The organism is Mycobacterium sp. MS1601 (assembly GCF_001984215.1).
Lineage (GTDB): Bacteria > Actinomycetota > Actinomycetes > Mycobacteriales > Mycobacteriaceae > Mycobacterium.
Map to the genome: position 1 here is coordinate 3,534,340 of NZ_CP019420.1, position 14,197 is coordinate 3,548,536.

The 14,197-nt window shown below is 64.9% G+C and carries 15 protein-coding genes; 9 read left to right on the forward strand and 6 right to left on the reverse strand.

All coding sequences use genetic code 11. The features are described from left to right. Positions 1–10 precede the first annotated feature (10 nt). Positions 11–454 (forward strand): MarR family winged helix-turn-helix transcriptional regulator, encoded by a 444-nt coding sequence (locus BVC93_RS17195; protein WP_335583095.1) that lies wholly within the window; start codon positions 11–13, stop codon positions 452–454. A 5-nt stretch (positions 455–459) separates the two neighbouring features. Here BVC93_RS17195 and BVC93_RS17200 read toward each other — a convergent pair whose 3' ends face one another. Further along, the gene (locus BVC93_RS17200) at positions 460–1,035 is read right to left on the reverse strand and encodes a TetR/AcrR family transcriptional regulator (protein ID WP_192860020.1); all 576 of its coding nucleotides are present in this window, start codon (positions 1,033–1,035) and stop codon (positions 460–462) included. Positions 1,036–1,120: 85 nt separating this feature from the next. On the opposite strand from BVC93_RS17200, the gene BVC93_RS17205 reads away from it, so the two are divergent. Beyond that, on the forward strand, positions 1,121–1,528 hold the full coding sequence (locus BVC93_RS17205; protein WP_083741114.1) for a tautomerase family protein: 408 nt from the start codon (positions 1,121–1,123) through the stop codon (positions 1,526–1,528). Here the strand turns inward: BVC93_RS17205 and efeB are convergent, their stop codons facing one another. Genes efeB through efeU form a run of 3 tightly spaced genes read right to left on the reverse strand, consistent with a single transcriptional unit; the run spans position 1,529 to position 4,960 of the window. Further along, a complete protein-coding gene (gene efeB / locus BVC93_RS17210; protein WP_083738531.1) occupies positions 1,529–2,845 on the reverse strand; it encodes an iron uptake transporter deferrochelatase/peroxidase subunit in 1,317 nt (438 codons plus the stop codon). Continuing rightward, on the reverse strand, positions 2,826–4,004 hold the full coding sequence (gene efeO, locus BVC93_RS17215; RefSeq protein WP_157516968.1) for an iron uptake system protein EfeO: 1,179 nt from the start codon (positions 4,002–4,004) through the stop codon (positions 2,826–2,828). Before efeO ends, efeB begins: the two co-directional genes overlap by 20 nt. Continuing rightward, positions 4,001–4,960 carry an iron uptake transporter permease EfeU gene (efeU, locus tag BVC93_RS17220; protein ID WP_083738533.1) on the reverse strand — a complete coding sequence of 320 codons (960 nt, stop codon included), beginning with the start codon at positions 4,958–4,960 and terminating at the stop codon, positions 4,001–4,003. Before efeU ends, efeO begins: the two co-directional genes overlap by 4 nt. Positions 4,961–5,144: 184 nt before the next feature. Here efeU and BVC93_RS17225 point away from each other — a divergent pair, with 184 nt between their 5' ends. From BVC93_RS17225 to BVC93_RS17250, 6 genes are all read left to right on the forward strand, one after another. Next, positions 5,145–5,867 (forward strand): lytic transglycosylase domain-containing protein, encoded by a 723-nt coding sequence (locus tag BVC93_RS17225; RefSeq protein WP_083738534.1) that lies wholly within the window; start codon positions 5,145–5,147, stop codon positions 5,865–5,867. A gap of 260 nt (positions 5,868–6,127) precedes the next feature. Next, positions 6,128–7,417, forward strand: a complete 1,290-nt coding sequence (eno, locus tag BVC93_RS17230; RefSeq protein ID WP_083738535.1) for a phosphopyruvate hydratase — start codon at positions 6,128–6,130, stop codon at positions 7,415–7,417. Positions 7,418–7,455: 38 nt separating this feature from the next. Continuing rightward, on the forward strand, positions 7,456–8,145 hold the full coding sequence (locus BVC93_RS17235) for an FtsB family cell division protein (protein WP_083738536.1): 690 nt from the start codon (positions 7,456–7,458) through the stop codon (positions 8,143–8,145). Then, a complete protein-coding gene (locus BVC93_RS17240) occupies positions 8,138–8,629 on the forward strand; it encodes a DUF501 domain-containing protein (RefSeq protein ID WP_083738537.1) in 492 nt (163 codons plus the stop codon). The genes BVC93_RS17235 and BVC93_RS17240 overlap by 8 nt, the downstream gene beginning before the upstream one ends. Beyond that, positions 8,626–9,555: a Ppx/GppA phosphatase family protein gene (locus BVC93_RS17245; protein ID WP_269466566.1), complete on the forward strand. Its 930-nt coding sequence runs from the start codon at positions 8,626–8,628 to the stop codon at positions 9,553–9,555. The genes BVC93_RS17240 and BVC93_RS17245 overlap by 4 nt, the downstream gene beginning before the upstream one ends. Positions 9,556–9,586: 31 nt before the next feature. Further along, positions 9,587–10,132, forward strand: coding sequence for a YdcF family protein (locus BVC93_RS17250; RefSeq protein ID WP_083738539.1), 546 nt, complete (start codon positions 9,587–9,589; stop codon positions 10,130–10,132). Between the two features lie 31 nt (positions 10,133–10,163). Here the strand turns inward: BVC93_RS17250 and BVC93_RS17255 are convergent, their stop codons facing one another. Then, on the reverse strand, positions 10,164–11,492 hold the full coding sequence (locus tag BVC93_RS17255; RefSeq protein ID WP_192860021.1) for a GGDEF domain-containing protein: 1,329 nt from the start codon (positions 11,490–11,492) through the stop codon (positions 10,164–10,166). 28 nt (positions 11,493–11,520) lie between these two features. Beyond that, complete coding sequence (locus BVC93_RS17260) at positions 11,521–11,766, reverse strand: hypothetical protein (RefSeq protein WP_083738541.1); 246 nt, start codon at positions 11,764–11,766, stop codon at positions 11,521–11,523. A 470-nt stretch (positions 11,767–12,236) separates the two neighbouring features. Between BVC93_RS17260 and BVC93_RS17265 the strand changes: the two genes are divergently transcribed. Then, positions 12,237–14,063, forward strand: coding sequence for a molybdopterin-dependent oxidoreductase (locus BVC93_RS17265; protein WP_083741115.1), 1,827 nt, complete (start codon positions 12,237–12,239; stop codon positions 14,061–14,063). The last annotated feature ends 134 nt before the right edge of the window (positions 14,064–14,197 follow it).

Below are 14,197 nucleotides of genomic sequence, written 5' to 3' on the forward strand. Positions count from 1 at the left end.
GATGATCGGCATGCGTGACCACACCGGAAAGGACCAGCCGCTGGGCCTGCTGCTGTACCAGGTCACCACCAGCCTGAGACCCCAGGTCATGGCTGAACTCAAGCCGCTGGGCATCGGCATGCCCGAATACGTGTGCATGAGTCAGCTCGCGGGACGGCCGGCCGAGTCCAACGCCGAACTGGCGCGGCGCACCGGTGTGTCGCCCCAGGCGATGAACAACGTGGTGAAGAGTCTCCAGGAACTCGGCGCACTGACGCGTCCCGATTCCGTCTCCACTGGCAGAAGTCTTCCCGTCCGGTTGACGCCGAAGGGACGTCGGTTGTTGGTCCGCGCAGAGGCTGTGGTGCGCAAGGCCAGCGAGCAGATCCTGACCCCGCTCAGCGCCGAAGAGCGGGTGACGCTCGAACGACTCCTGCGCTCACTCGACCTCAATGCCGTGGACGGCGCCCCGTAAGGCCACTACCCGCCCAGCGCCGTTTCGATCAGCCGATGCAGTTCGCCGGCAACGGTTTCCAGCGGCTCGGGGGAACCGTCGGCGCGGGCCAGGATGATCGCCCCCTCGATGGCGGACAGTACGGTGAGCGCCAACGGCCTGCTGCGCGTCGAGGCGACGCCGGCCATCACGAACGCGTCGGCGAGCAGGTCCAGCCACAGGGTGAACCCGTCGTTGGCCGCAGCCCGCAGTTTGGGCGCCGAGCGTGAGTCCATCGCCGCCGCCGCGACCGCGCAACCGCGGTGGAAATCACCGTTGCGCATGATGTCGATCCACAGTCCGACGAACGCGTCCAGTGCCGCGTGTACATCTGTGGCGCCGGCCAGGATCACCCGCACATCGGCAGCCATGGCCTCGGCGGCATAGGCGGTCGCCTCGGCGGCCAACTGCACGCGTCCATCGGGGAAATGGTGGTAGATCGAACCGCGGGGCGCGCCGCTGTGTGTGATGATCTCGGCGAATCCCACTCCGTTGACGCCAGCCGATCGTTGCAGTTCAGCCGCGCTACGAACCATCCGGGCACGCGCGTTCTCGGTCTCCATGATGATAATCATAGTGACGCTTGACGGGAATTGAAGCATAGGCCACTATGACGAATTGCATAATCCATTGACGAAGGAGGGCATCATGCCCATGTATGAATGCATCACCGTTGCGGGAACACTGGATGCGGACCAGCGGACGCGCATCGCCGACGCCATCACCACCGCTCACGTCGAGATCACCGGAGCGCCGTTCGAACTGGTACACGTGGTCTTTCCCGAACTGCCCGCCGGGCACGCCTTCACCGGGGGAGCGCCGTCCACACCGGCGATGATCCGCGGGTCCATCCGGGCAGGACGCAGCGAGGAGATCCGGCACACTCTGATGCACCGCATCTACGACAGCTACACCGAGGTCACCGGCGTGGACCCGATGCGTCTACTGGTCGCGGTGGTGGACTTCCCGCCGAGCTGGGCGATGGAGGGCGGCCACATCCTGCCCGAGACCACGCCGGAGGCTGAAGCGGCGTGGGTGGCGAAAGTCAGCGCCTGATCAGACGAACAGCGTCGAACCCCAGAACGCCGTGGGATCGCCCTCGGGCACCCCCGGCGGGCAGGCGAAGATCGCGGTCCCGGTGTGGGTGATGTACTCGTTCATGGCGTCACGCCGGGCCATCTCCGCTTGCATGGGGATGAACTGGGTGACCGGGTCTCGGACGAAGGCGATGAAGAACAAGCCGGCGTCCATGTGGCCGAAACCGTCGGTGCCGTCGGTGAAGTTGTAACCACGGCGCAGGATCTCGATGCCACCCAGGTTCTGCGGCGACACCAAGCGGACGTGGGCGTCGACGTCGATCAGCGGGGTGTTCTTGTCATCGGTGAGGTCGAGGTTGAGTTCCTCGAACTCCTGGGTCAACCCATTGGGGGCGCCAGTGCCCTTCTGGCGCCCGATCACCCGCTCCTGCTCCAGAAGCGTGTTCCGGTCCCAGTTCTCGATCCGCATCCTGATCCGGCGGGTCACCAGATAGCTGCCACCGGTCAACCATGACGGACCGTCGCCGTCGGCGACCCAGACGAAGTCGTTGATCTTCTGGGTCTCGTCGGCCTTGATGTTGGCAGTTCCGTCTTTGAAGCCGAACAGGTTCCGGGGAGTCTCCTGCTCACGGGTGGTGGACGAGGTGCGTCCGAAGCCCAGTTGTGCGTAGCGCATGGCGACGGTGCCGAACCCGACGCGGGCCAAGTTGCGGATGGCGTGGAACGCCACCTGGGGGTCGTTGGCGCAGGCCTGCACGCAGATGTCGCCGTAGGAACGCGCCGGGTCCAGCGTCTCGTTGGGGAACTTCGGCAGATTCGCCAACTGTTCGGGTTTCTTGTCGGCGATGCCGAAGCGGTCCACCCCGTCCTTCGAGAACAGCGACGGCCCGAATCCGATGGTCAACGTCAGCTGTGAGGCGGGCAGACCCAACGCCTCACCTGTATCCGCCGGCGGTGCATACGGATTGAGCCCGACCGCGCCGTCGGCCACGGTTTCCTCACCGGCCGTCATCCGGGCGGCCATGACCGTCCACTCCTGCAGCATCGATACCAGGTCATCCCGCGAATCGGTGGTGACGTCGAAGACCCCGAACGTCATCCGATCCTGCTGAGCAGTCACCACACCGGCCTGGTGCTCTCCGTAGAAGGGCACTGCCACCTGCAGGTGATCGGTGGACGCCGCATCTGCGGGCGAAACGGTGGACCGCCCAGCCAGGGCGCCGGCGCCGGCAGCGCCCACCACGGCGGCCCCGACGCCGGCCGCTCCGATCAGCCGACGTCGGGAAAAGCCTTTGGACTCAGGGCTACTGGGGGGCTTACTGGGGGGCAATGACACCTTGTACCTGGCTGACTTCCTTGCTGAGCGCGTCGATGGCGCGCGAGAGTTCCTGACGCTGGGGCTCGGTCACTGTTTCGTAGGAGACGAAGCCGTCACCGTCGCGGTACTGCAGCAGCAGGGCCTCGGTCTCCTGGAACCGCTGGTCCACCCGCTTACCCAGATCGGGGTTGCGCTCATCGAGAATGGGGCGCACCGAAGCTACCGCGGTCTGCGAGCCCTGCAGGTTGGCGTTGAAGTCCCACAGGTCGGTGTGGCTGAAGATGTCCTCCTCGCCAGTGATCTTGCTGATCGCGATCTCATCGAGCAATCCCTGTGCGCCACCGGCGATCTGGGTGGAGTCGATGTTGTAGTCGGGCGCCTTCACGCCGTCGGCCAGCTCTTTGACATCGGCCACCAGCTGGTCGGCCAGTGCGTTGGCGTCGGGCTGCAGACCGGTTACCCACAGCTGCTTCTCCAGGGCGTGGAACCCCGTCCACTTCTGGCCTTCCTCGAGGTCAGCCTCCCGCAGGTCGATGCGTGGGTCGAGGTCGTCGGGGAAGGACTCGGCCACGGGCTCGATCCGCTCGTAATACACCCGGGTGGGCCCGAACTGAGCCTTGGCGCCTTCCACATCCCCGGCCTTGATGGCGTTGGTGAACGCCTCGACGGCGGGCACCAGAGCTTCGGTCTGCGACACCACGTAGCGCTTGTAGTTCTCGGACGCTTCCTTGAACTTGCCCTCGGTGTCGACCTGCACCTCTTCGCCGGAGACGGTGTAATCACCTCGGATGCCGTCGCCGATCATGCCCGGCTTGCAGGCCGTCTGGTAGGTGCCGGGCTGGGTCAGCTGCACGATCAGCTTGCGCTGCAGGCCGGGGGAGACGTTTTCCACCTCACCCATCACGCGGTCACCCTCGCCGTAGACGTAGAACTCGGTGACCTTGGAGCCGTTGTTGGTGATGACGAATGTGTTGGCGCCTGTGGCGTTCTCTGTGCTGGACAGCGTGCACGCGGTGTCGGTGGCTTCGACGGTGATCTCCGAGGGCGCCGAGGAGGACGACGCGGTTCCCGATGTCGAGTCGTCAGCGGCGGGCGTTGACTCCTTGGCGGTGCAGCTGGTCAGGGAGATACCCGCCAGTACTGCCGCCGTGACAGCGACAAAAGGAAAACGGTTCACTTGGATGACCTCTCGGATTCTGATGTGGGTTCGCTGTCCGGATCTGGATCAGCAGTGGGGGGTTCGGACGCTGTGGAATCGTTCGAGCGGCGCGCGGGCTTACCGGGTGACGGGCGCAAGAACAACGCCAGCACGATCACCAGGTAGGCCAGCCAGCCCACCAATTGCAGCACCGTCGGCGTCGGCGTCACGTTGAAGACGCCCTGGATCACCTCGCCGTACCAGGCCGACCAATCGAACCAGGAGCTGATGTCGAATGCCCGGCTGGACAACCCGGGCAGCCAGCCCACGGTCTGCAGGGCGCCGATGCCATACGACAGGATGCCCGCGGCGACGACGATCAGGAGCGCGCCGGTGTACTTGAAGAACTTGGCCAGGTTGATCCGGACGGCGCCGGCGTACATGCCGTAGGCGATGGCCGCGGCGATCACCACGCCGATGATCAACCCGGTCAGTGGCCACAGCGTCTCGGCTTCGGCGTAGCCCACCATGAACAGCGCCGTTTCCACCCCTTCGCGGCCGACGGCAAGGAAGGCCAAGGTCGCGACGGCCCATCCGCCGGTCTCCAGGGCGCGCGACATCTCACTGCGCAGCTCGCCGGACAAACTGGCGGCGGCTTTCTTCATCCACAGCACCATGGTGGTGACGATCGCGACCGCGATCAGGGAGGCGACGCCGGCGATGGCTTCGGCCGCCAACCCGGTGATGGTGTTCTCACCGAACTGGATTCCGACGAACACGCCAACGGTCAGCAAGATTGCTGAACCCACACCCAGCCACACCCACTTGAGGGCGTCGCGGCGCTCGCTCTTCACCAGGAAGGCAAGCAGGATGCTGACGACGATGGCGGCTTCCAAACCCTCCCGCAAACCTATGAGTAAGCTGCCAAGTAGCTGTGAAGATATGCTCGGAGCTGCAGCGAGTACCGAGATCGGCATTTCGGCCAGCGCAGTCATTCCACGTTCCTTGCAAGCGTGCAACACACCCCCGACAAGGGGCTTCCTTTGTCAGGTGTGGCTCACCTAAGTGCGAGCCGAAACGGACGTTACACCTTTGCGGGCACCCCAACGCAAGGTCCTTTTACTTCCGGCGCATGGGACCATGGTCACAACCAGAGTGGGTTGAGGGAGTCGTGTGTCGATGCGCTGGCTACAGGCTGCCGCGGCAGTGGGCGCGGCCGCGTTGCTTCTGGCCTCCAGCTGTTCGTGGCAGATCGGCACGCCGATCCCCGAAGGCGTGCCCCCGCCCGCGGGTGATCCGGTGCCCGCCGTCGACACTTATGCCGATGGGCGCGGTGCCGACCAACTGCACGAATGGGCGGCCGAGCGGGCTGAGGCGCTCAACATCCCGGTGACGGCGTTGGAGGCCTACGCCTACGCCGCGCGGGTGGCCGAGGTGGAGAATCCCGACTGTCATCTGTCCTGGACCACGCTGGCCGGCATCGGCATGGTCGAAAGCCACCATGGCACCTACCGTGACGCGCAAATGGCTGCCGACGGGGACATCAGCCCACCCATCCGCGGTGTCCGACTCGATGGCACCGCGGGCAACATGCACATTCCGGACACCGATGGCGGTGAACTCGATGGTGACCCGCACCTGGACCGGGCGATGGGTCCCATGCAGTTCATTCCGGAGACCTGGAAGCTCTACGGCGTCGACGCCAACAACGACGGCGTCATCAGCCCGGACAACATGGACGACGCCGCGCTGTCCGCGGCGGGTTACCTGTGCTGGCGCGGCGGTGACCTGGCCACACCGCGCGGGTGGATGGCCGCGTTGAAGGCGTACAACAACTCGGAGCAGTACGCGAGGACCGTGCGGGACTGGGCCACCGCGTACGCGAGTGGCCGCGCGTTGTAGGCGAGGACCCGTTGCGTGGTCGCGGACCAGGTGGGCCTACGCGAGTGGCCGCGCGTTGTAGGCGAGGACCCGTTGCGTGGTCGCGGACCAGGTGGGCGTACGCGAGTGGCCGCGCGTTGTAGGCGAGGACCCGTTGCGTGGTCGCGGACCAGGTGGGCCTACGCGAGTGGCCGCGCGTTGTAGCCATCTGGGCGATCGCAACCCCCAACCTCTAGGCTGAGTGCGCATCGCTTCGTCAGAACGACACAAGGAGACGTCCCGTGCCCATCATCGAGCAGGTCGGCGCCCGAGAGATCCTCGATTCGCGCGGCAACCCCACTGTCGAGGTCGAGATCGCACTGACCGACGGCACCTTCGCCCGTGCCGCCGTGCCGTCGGGCGCGTCCACCGGTGAGCACGAGGCCGTCGAACTGCGTGACGGCGGGGATCGTTACCTGGGCAAGGGCGTCCAGAAGGCCGTCGAAGGTGTCCTCGACGAGATCGCCCCGGCCGTCATCGGACTCTCTGCCGACGACCAGCGCCTGGTCGACCAGGCACTGCTGGATCTCGACGGCACCCCGGACAAGTCGCGTCTGGGCGCCAACGCCATCCTCGGCGTCTCGCTGGCCGTGGCCAAGGCCGCAGCCGACAGCGCCGGGCTGCCCCTGTTCCGCTACATCGGCGGACCCAACGCCCACGTTCTGCCTGTGCCGATGATGAACATCATCAACGGCGGCGCGCACGCCGACACCGGCGTCGACGTCCAGGAGTTCATGATCGCCCCGATCGGTGCGCCCAGCTTCAAGGAGGCACTGCGCTGGGGTGCTGAGGTGTACCACTCGCTGAAGTCCGTGCTCAAGAAGCAGGGTCTGGCAACGGGACTGGGTGACGAGGGTGGTTTCGCTCCCGATCTGCCCGGCACCAAGGCCGCACTGGACCTGATCGGCACTGCCATCGAGGGAGCCGGCCTCAAGTTGGGCAGCGACGTGGCTCTGGCGCTCGATGTGGCTGCCACCGAGTTCTACACCGACGGAACGGGTTACGCGTTCGAGAAGGAGACCCGCACCGCTGAGCAGATGGCTGCGTTCTATGCCGGTCTGCTCGACGGCTACCCGCTGGTGTCCATCGAAGATCCGCTGTCGGAGGACGACTGGGACGGGTGGGTGGCGCTGACCGCGGCCATCGGTGACCGGGTGCAGCTGGTGGGCGACGACCTGTTCGTCACCAACCCCGAGCGCCTTGAAGACGGCATCGAAAAGGGTGCGGCCAACGCGCTGCTGGTGAAGGTCAACCAGATCGGCACCCTGACCGAGACCCTGGACGCCGTGTCACTGGCCCACAACAGCGGCTACCGCACGATGATGAGCCACCGTTCCGGCGAGACCGAGGACACCACCATCGCCGATCTGGCGGTGGCGGTGGGCAGTGGCCAGATCAAGACCGGTGCCCCGGCCCGCAGCGAGCGTGTTGCCAAGTACAACCAGCTGCTGCGCATCGAGGAGGCCCTCGGTGACGCCGCCCGCTACGCCGGTGACCTGGCTTTCCCGCGACTGTCGCTGGACGGCAAATAACCGGGCTGCCCGTGCGGGCTCGGTAGGCTCTAATCACCATGGCCGAAGCGAAGCGCCCCGACGGGAAACGGAGGTCCCCGACCTCTGGTCCTGGGCGATCCGGCGAGGCCAAGGCAGGTCGGCCCAGGAGGCCGGTCGCCAAGCCGTCCTCGGTGGCTCGGCGGGAACAGCCGCGTCCCGCCGAGGCCGGGGCTGACGAAGGCGCCGAGGATTCGACGGTCGCCGAACCCATCCGTCAGTCCATGATCATCTCGGCTGAGCGGCAGTCCGAGCAGCGGATGGGGTTCACGGCGCGGCGTGCGGCCATTCTGGCTGCGGTGGTGTGTGTGCTGACACTGACCATCGCGGGTCCGGTTCGGACGTATTTCGCGCAGCGCACCGAGATGAACCAGTTGAAGGCGTCGGAGGCGGCGTTGCGTGAGCAGATCGCCGAATTGGAGCAGCAGAAGGTGAAGCTGGCAGATCCGGCCTACATTGCCGCCCAGGCCAGAGAAAGGCTGGGGTTCGTGATGCCCGGCGACATTCCCTACCAGGTGCAGTTGCCACCCGGGGCTGTCGAACCCGAAGCGCCCGAAGCGCTTCCGGGCTCCTCGGCGCCCTCGGGCGCGCCCTGGTACAGCGCGCTGTGGAAGACCATTGCCGATGATCCACACGGCCCGCCCGTCGCGCCCGCCCCGGCCCCGTTGCCGGTGCCGCCGCCTGCACCTCCGGTGCCCGCCGGTGGTTGATGCTGCCGACCTGGCCGCCGTGGCAGCCCAGCTGGGCCGTGAGCCGCGGGGAGTCTTGGAGATCGCTTACCGTTGCCCCAACGGGGAACCGGCTGTGGTGAAGACTGCACCGAAACTTCCTGACGGAACACCGTTTCCGACGTTGTACTACCTGACGCATCCGGTGCTGACGGCGGCCGCCAGCCGGCTGGAGTCCTCCGGTCTGATGAAGGACATGACAGACCGGCTGGCATCGGATGCCGAGCTTGCCGCTGCGTACCGTCGCGCGCACCAGCAGTTCCTGGCCGAGCGGGACGCCATCGAGCCGCTGGGCACCACCTTCTCCGGTGGCGGCATGCCGGACCGGGTGAAGTGCCTGCATGTGGTGATCGCCCATTCGTTGGCAAAAGGCAAGGGCGTCAACCCTTTCGGTGACGAGGCTTTGGCCATCCTGGCCGTCGAGCCCGCCATGGCGGGAATCCTGGACAAGGAGTACTGGCTTTGAGAGTGGCGGCAGTCGATTGCGGCACCAATTCCATTCGGCTGTTGATCACCGACGGGCAGCACGACATCCATCGCGAGATGCGGATCGTCCGGCTGGGTCAAGGTGTGGACGCGACGGGTGAATTCGCCCCGGAAGCTTTGGCGCGCACCAAGGCGGCGTTGGCCGATTACGCCGAGTTGATGCGTATGCACGACGTGTCCAAGGTGCGGATGGTGGCGACGTCGGCTGCCCGTGACGTGAGCAACCGCGACGAGTTCTTCGCGATGACGGCCGAGATCCTGGGCTCTGTGACGCCGGGGGCGCAAGCCGAGGTGATCACCGGTGACGAGGAGGCCCGGCTGTCGTTCAACGGTGCGGTGGCCGAATTGGATTCGGCGGGTTCACCTTTTGTGGTGGTCGATCTTGGCGGTGGGTCCACCGAGGTGGTGCTGGGTGACGGCGATGGTGTGCGGGCGGGGTACTCGACGGACATCGGATGCGTGCGGTTGACCGAACGCTGCCTGCCGTCGGACCCGCCGACGGCCGCCGAAGTGGCTGCGGCGCGGGCCGTGGTGCGGGACAAGCTTGCCGAGGCCTTGCAGGTGGTGCCGGTGGAGCAAGCCCGCACCTGGGTGGGCGTCGCCGGCACGTTCACCACCATCGCGGCCTTGGCGCACAACCTGACCACCTACGATTCCGAGGCCATTCACCTGTCGACGGTGACCTATGACCGCCTGCTGCAGGTGTGCGACGAGCTGATCACGATGACACGCAAGCAGCGAGCTGCCCTGGGTCCCATGCACGAGGGCCGGGTCGACGTGATCGGCGGCGGCGCCATCGTGGTGCAGGAATTGGCCGCGGTGTTGAGTGCGCGCGCCGGAATCGACTCGTTGACGGTCAGCGAGCACGACATCCTCGACGGCATCGCCCAGTCCGTCCTCACCTAGCGCGAGCGTGCGTGTCCCGGCCCGAAATGCCATGAAAAGCCGGGTTCTGCGCACGCTCGCCGGGCTGCTGATCCTCGTCATGGTCCTGGCCGCAGCCGGGTACCCCGTCTACGTCCGCCCGCAGATCGACCAGCCGCGCCCCGCCGACGCCATTCTGGTACTGGGCGGAACCGCGTCGGCGCAGCGGTATCTCACCGGACTCGAGTTGGCTGAACAAGGACTGGCGCCGACGGTCGTGCTGTCGAACCCGTACCGCCCGTCGGATCCGGTGCTCGATGGCCTCTGCACGCAGACGCAGTCACGATTTGCGGTCGAATGTTTTGCCCCCGAGCCGCGGACGACATTGGGGGAGGGCCGGGAGCTGCGCCGGATGGCTGCTGAAAACGGCTGGCGCACTGTCATCGTCGTCACGTCCACGCCACATGTCTCGCGCGCCAGTTACATCATCGGCAAGTGCTTTCACGGTGAGTTGGTGATGGTCGCCACCCCGCCGAGGCTGAGTCTGCCAGGGTGGGCGTGGTTGTACATGTATCACAGCGCCGGCTATGTGAAGTCGTGGCTGCAGGGAGACTGCTGACGGGCTTCGGCCGGTCGTCGGCATCGCCGTCTCACGCCGACAGAACGACCCGGTTCCGTCCTCCGTGTTTGGCCCTGCGCAGGGCGTCGTCGGCGCGTTTGAGGAAATGGTCGGGGTCCGGATGGCCGTCGTAGAGGGCCACGCCGACTGAGATGGTCACGGGGACTTCTGTGTTGCCCACCGAGAACCGCTGCCCTTCGATGGCCTGCCGAACCTGTTCGGCAGCGTCGATGCCTTGGTCTGGCGCTATTTCGACGAACAGAACCAGAAACTCCTCGCCGCCGTACCGGAAGAGGAAGTCGGTGGAACGCAGGGTTTCGGCCACCGTGTCTGCGACCTGGCGTAGCACCGAATCTCCGGCTTGGTGACCGTGGCTGTCGTTGATCTGCTTGAAATGGTCGATGTCGAAGATCATCACGGCGAGGCCGGTCGAGTTCTTCACCGCAAAGTTGATCTCCCGGGCCAGGATCGAGGGAAGAAAACGCCGATTCATGGTTCGTGTCAACGTATCTCGGCCGCTTTCCATGTCTGTCAGACCTTGGAAGAGCCCGCTGAGCGCGGCGCCCATCTGTTCGACCGTTTGGCGCATTGTGCGCAGAGCCTCGTCGCGGACGCCGGGCGCGTCGCTTTCCAAAAGGGGCAGTAGTTGGGTATCGACGCGGACGATCGCCAGGCCCAGGGCCGCCAACTGTGCTGAGTCGCCGAACAGTACGCCGGCACGATGTCGCACCCATACCCCGAAGGAAGTGCCGGACAGCGGTTTCAGAACGCTACCGTTGTCTGACTGCAGGATCCCGAACAGTATCGATTGTGACCATTCCATCAGGCTGGCGCGTTGGCGTTCTCGTTCCAGGTTGAGATCCTGATCCAGCGAGAAAAGTCGGTAGGCCTCTTCCAGGCGGGCGTGATCCTCCACCCCGTGGACATAGGAGCGGGCCATGATGGAGATGGCTCGATCTATGCGCTGATACACCGAACACATTGCGTCATAGCGCGATTCCCATGTCCGGTCGCAGTCGCGAATCAGCGCGGAGATCCGGCTCTGAAGTGTGGAAGCTCCCTCATTGACCAGATGAAGGGGCACATTGATCCGGGCGTGCACCTGTCCGATGAACTCTTGCCGGGCCTCGAACTCGGCTTCATCGGCGTCTGCTGTGGGTGCGCAGACCTCGGACAGCCAGGTGATGAGCGCCGGTTTCAGCTGTTCTTCGACAGCGGTGTTGTCCAGAAAGGTGCGGGCCTCCCGGTCGCCCAACAGCACGTGATAGAAGTGGTCCACCAGGCTGGCTGCGTTCTCATTGATCAGTGATGCGTAGAAGGGATCCAAAGCGGTGGTGTGCGCACTCGAGTGCGGGCTCAAGGCAGACTGATCCGGTAGGTCACAGCGGTCAGAGAACTCCGATGCCGCCGCCCCAGGGCCACATGCCCCACTGCGTCTCACCCAGCTCTCCGGGCGAAGTGGTGAGCTGGGCGTTGCCGGGGCTCTGGCACACCGTCGATGTGCCGGACACGATGTTGCCCGCATTGGTGCAGGAGGGTTGATCTGGTTCGGCCGAGGCGGCCGGAGCGGTCATGATGAGCCCCACTGCACCGGACGCGACGACCAGTGCAGTGACGGGTGAACGCAACTTCATCTCGTTGTCCTTAGTTCTGCTGGGCGGTCGCTCAGCGGGCTGCGGGAGCTAGGGCAAGATCTTAGCAAACCCAGTGCCAGGTCGCCCGGGTTGGCGACGGCAGAGGGTGACGCCCATGGTGCGTGACCTCGCCGTTTTGTTGGCTGTCCCGGCAGGGTCGGCCCTCTCGCTGTCAACCATGGCGGCACTACGTGTTTGCCTGTCGAGGGACGTTCTGCGGCTGAGCCGGGGCCGAATCTGTCGCCAACGCCGACTCTTGCACTGGCGCAGTCCCATTCGATTTGCGGTAGTGGCAGTATCAAAGGCTTCCTGGCTACCGAGATTGCGCGTCAGCTCTCTGTTGGCCGATGCTGCCGAGTTCACAGGCACGTGCGTGCGGTTTGCCGAGAGAATGTTCGCGTGGCGATCCGACACGGTGTTCCAGGCCCCTGGCAGTCCGTGAAGATCGACTACGTGACGGCATGATCGCTATGTCCGTGATCCGATCGGCAAAGTCCCGTACGGTGCAGCCTGTGGAAACTGACGGTCACGTTGTGCGAAACACCTCGGATCGTGTGGCGGGCGTTCCGGCGGCGGAACCGGACATCGAGCGCGTCCGTCTCGGGGAATGGGCGGGTGGTATTGCCGACCAACCGGCGAGCATCCCGTCGGTGCGCCTCGGTCGCCGCTGGGTCAGCACGTTGTGGTTGATTCCGCTGGCCGTCGCGGGCTTGCTCATCGGGGTGGCGGTCGCTCAGCATCTTCGCCAGTTCGACTGGATGCAGGAATTCCTCCAGCGCTACCCCGGCACAGCAGCAGCTCGTGGTCCCATCGAACCGGGCATTCCGGCCTGGCTGCGATGGAGTCACCTGTTCAACATCGTGTTCATGATGTTCATCATCAGGGCCGGTCTGCAGATTCTGGCCGATCATCCCCGGCTGTATCTCAATGCCGGTAGCACGCCGGGCACCGCGTGGTTGAGGTTGCGCGGGCCGGTGCCGGCGGATCGGCTGAATCCCGACAACCCACGGCAGGTGTGGACTGCCAAAGATGACTCGGTCTCGCTACCAGGCTGGCTGGGCATTCCCGGTGTCCGGCACACGATCGGGCTGGCGCGGTGGTGGCACTTCACCTTTGATGCGCTGTGGTTGCTCAACGGGATCGTGTTCTATGTGTTGTTGTTCGCCACCGGACAGTGGAGGCGGATCGTTCCGCAGTCATGGGACGTCATTCCCAACGCGTTATCCACTCTGGTGCAGTATCTTTCGTTGGACTTTCCCGCCAATGACGGGTTCGTGGCCTACAACGGTTTGCAGTTGATCGCCTACTTCTTGACGGTATTCGTCTTCGCCCCTTTGGCTTTCATCACCGGTCTGCTGCAGGCGCCGGCGATCGCGGCTCGATTCGGACTGGGTAAGGGCCCGGCCAACCGGCAGATCGCTCGCTCGGTCCACTTCCTGGTTCTGGCCTGGATGGTGTTCTTCATCCTGGTGCATACGGTGATGGTGTTCTCCACCGGTCTGGTGGGCAATCTGAACCACATCGTCTTCGGCACCAACACCGAATCCTATTGGGCGTTGGTGATCTACCTGCTGGTGATGGCGATCATCGCGATGCTGTGGTACCTGGCCACACCTGTCACGTTGAATCACCCGCGGTTGGTGCAGAAAGTCGGACAGCGTGCGATCGGCTGGATCAAAGGTCTCATGGAGTGGATGCACCCTCGTGCCGACTACACCGAGAAGGACATCTCGCCGTACTTCTGGTCCAACGGCACCCTGCCGGACTCGGATGAGTACCGGCAGCTCCAGGCCGACGGCTGGGCGGACTACCGCTTGCGGGTCGACGGCCTGGTGAACCATCCCACCAGCTTCAGCTATGCGGACCTGATGAACATGGACAAGCACGAGCAGATCACCCAGCATTACTGCATTCAGGGCTGGTCGGGCATCGCCAAGTGGGGCGGGGTCCGGATGGCAGACATCATGCGCGTCGTCGAACCCCAACCGTCAGCGAAATGGGTGGTGTTCCGCTCCCTGGCAGACGGCTCCGAACCCGGTCAGGGCCGCTACTACGACTGCCACAAGATCGAACACATGCAGCACCCCATGGCGATGCTGGCCTACGAGATGAACGGCGCACCGCTCACTGAAAGCCACGGCGCCCCACTGCGATTGCGCAACGAGGTCGAGCTGGGCTTCAAACAGATCAAGTGGATCGAGTCGATCGAGTTCGTCGAGAGCTTCGATTCCATCGGCAAGGGGCAGGGCGGCTACAACGAAGACCACGAGTACTTCGGATACCGCATGCCGATCTGAGCCGGTCCGGGAAGCTGGAGAAGAACGAGTGAAGGGGTGTTGTCGAAGTGGGAGGCGAAGGTGTGGCCGTCACCGATGATGTCGCCACGCCCAAGGACGCCAATTGAGGTCGAGCCAGTTTCTCAGTTGGCCAT

Bases quoted from the DNA above. Each gene is read 5' to 3' on its own strand.
- BVC93_RS17200 (WP_192860020.1), bottom strand. From the start codon at position 1,035: ATGGAGACCGAGAACGCGCGTGCCCGGATGGTTCGTAGCGCGGCTGAA.
- BVC93_RS17235 (WP_083738536.1), top strand. From the start codon at position 7,456: ATGGCCGAAGCGAAGCGCCCCGACGGGAAACGGAGGTCCCCGACCTCT.
- BVC93_RS17225 (WP_083738534.1), top strand. From the start codon at position 5,145: ATGCGCTGGCTACAGGCTGCCGCGGCAGTGGGCGCGGCCGCGTTGCTT.
- BVC93_RS17205 (WP_083741114.1), top strand. From the start codon at position 1,121: ATGCCCATGTATGAATGCATCACCGTTGCGGGAACACTGGATGCGGAC.
- efeU (WP_083738533.1), bottom strand. From the start codon at position 4,960: ATGACTGCGCTGGCCGAAATGCCGATCTCGGTACTCGCTGCAGCTCCG.
- BVC93_RS17260 (WP_083738541.1), bottom strand. From the start codon at position 11,766: ATGAAGTTGCGTTCACCCGTCACTGCACTGGTCGTCGCGTCCGGTGCA.
- BVC93_RS17265 (WP_083741115.1), top strand. From the start codon at position 12,237: ATGTCCGTGATCCGATCGGCAAAGTCCCGTACGGTGCAGCCTGTGGAA.
- BVC93_RS17250 (WP_083738539.1), top strand. From the start codon at position 9,587: ATGAAAAGCCGGGTTCTGCGCACGCTCGCCGGGCTGCTGATCCTCGTC.
- BVC93_RS17195 (WP_335583095.1), top strand. From the start codon at position 11: ATGCGTGACCACACCGGAAAGGACCAGCCGCTGGGCCTGCTGCTGTAC.